Origin of the sequence: Pseudomonas agronomica, from assembly GCF_025917275.1 — a bacterium.
Lineage (GTDB): Bacteria > Pseudomonadota > Gammaproteobacteria > Pseudomonadales > Pseudomonadaceae > Aquipseudomonas > Aquipseudomonas agronomica.
On record NZ_JAOSHO010000833.1, the window covers coordinates 1 to 1,350 of the forward strand.

At 62.6% G+C, this 1,350-nt stretch carries 2 protein-coding genes; both read right to left on the bottom strand.

What is annotated here, in order from left to right; translation table 11 throughout:
* A partial coding sequence (locus OC610_RS27510; protein WP_264432629.1) for an SMP-30/gluconolactonase/LRE family protein occupies positions 1 to 436 on the bottom strand: 436 nt, incomplete at its 3' end.
* The gene (locus OC610_RS27515) at positions 433 to 1,179 is read right to left on the bottom strand and encodes a FadR/GntR family transcriptional regulator (protein WP_264432631.1); all 747 of its coding nucleotides are present in this window, start codon (positions 1,177 to 1,179) and stop codon (positions 433 to 435) included. The genes OC610_RS27515 and OC610_RS27510, both read right to left, overlap by 4 nt.
* Positions 1,180 to 1,350: the final 171 nt, after the last annotated feature.

A 1,350-nucleotide genomic window follows, 5' to 3' on the forward strand; every position in this document is an offset into this window, starting at 1 on the left:
TCACACGGCCATCGGTCCCGACACGAAACAGGCCGCCGGAACGCCGCTCGACAGGCAGGTCTTCGCCCTGTTCACCGATGTTGTTCTGCATGGTACCGAGCCAGAGCTGGCCCAAGGCGTCGCAGCGGGCTTCGTTGGCGCGGTTGCCTGGCTGCGGATCGGCCATGCACAACAGCTTCAGGCGCGGCTGCAACCCCGGCGAGTCGAGATCCAAGCGATAGACACCACTGCTCAGTGTCACCAACGCGTCGCCGCTCTGGGTCGGGATAAACGCCGAGACGTGTTCGGGCATCTGCCAGATCTGCACGTTCGCGCCGATCAGCCGCAGCGCCTGCTTGCCGGCGATATCGACCCAATACAGCGCCTGGGTCGGCTCATCCCAGAATGGCCCCTCGCCCAGCTTCGCGCGGTGTTCCGTCAAGGCTGTCCACTTCATTGAAACCTCCTGTTCCCCGGTGTCCCGGCGTTATCTGTCCGACCGGCCATGACATTGGGGTAAAAGCGCTTGATGGCCAGGTCTGCGTTATCGATCAAGGTCATGCAGGCCCAGACGCCTCGAGTCGCATCCCGGGCGGCGATCGCCTCGGCAATGTCCTTGTGGATCGGCAAAGTCCGGCGCAGTTCGTCCGGGTCGGCCGCCGACACCTCGAACGAAACCGCCAGCAACGCGCCCAAGGCCGGGACCATTTGTTCGATGAATTGATTGTGGCTGGCGGCAAGAATGCATTCATGGAAGAACTGGTCAGCGCGGTTGTAATCCGCGCCGCTGTCCACCGCCCGCTCCAAGGCATGATAGGCCACGCGGATCGCCTGCACCTGCTCGGCCGTTGCCCGTTCGCAGGCCCATCTCACGGCCATGGGTTCGATGGTGCGTCGCAGGTCCAACAGGTCGTCGACAAAGTTTTCCGGCAGGCCGCTGCGTGACAGCCAGCCGACCACTTGCGGATCAAACAGATTCCACCGGCGCACCGGCAGCACCCGCGTGCCGACCTTCGGCCCGACCTCCAGCATGCCTTTGGCAACCAGCGTCTTGATGGCCTCGCGAATCACCGTGCGGCTGACGCCCAGTTGTTCGCCAAGGTCTGCTTCGACCTTGATGGTTTGCCCAGGCTTGACCTGGCCGGCGGCGATCCAGCCGCCCAGCCAATCGACGGTCGACGCGTGAAAACTGCTGGACATGAGTACCCCGTGGGCGTTTTTGTTAGGCGCCCACGCTAATCATCATATGATTGGGTGTCAATTTGAATTTTGCATAACCATTGCGGGAGCGGGCTTGCTCGCGAACGCGGTGGGTCAGTTGAGAAGGTGTTGGATGTACCGACGCCTTCGCGAGCAAGCTCGCTCCCACAG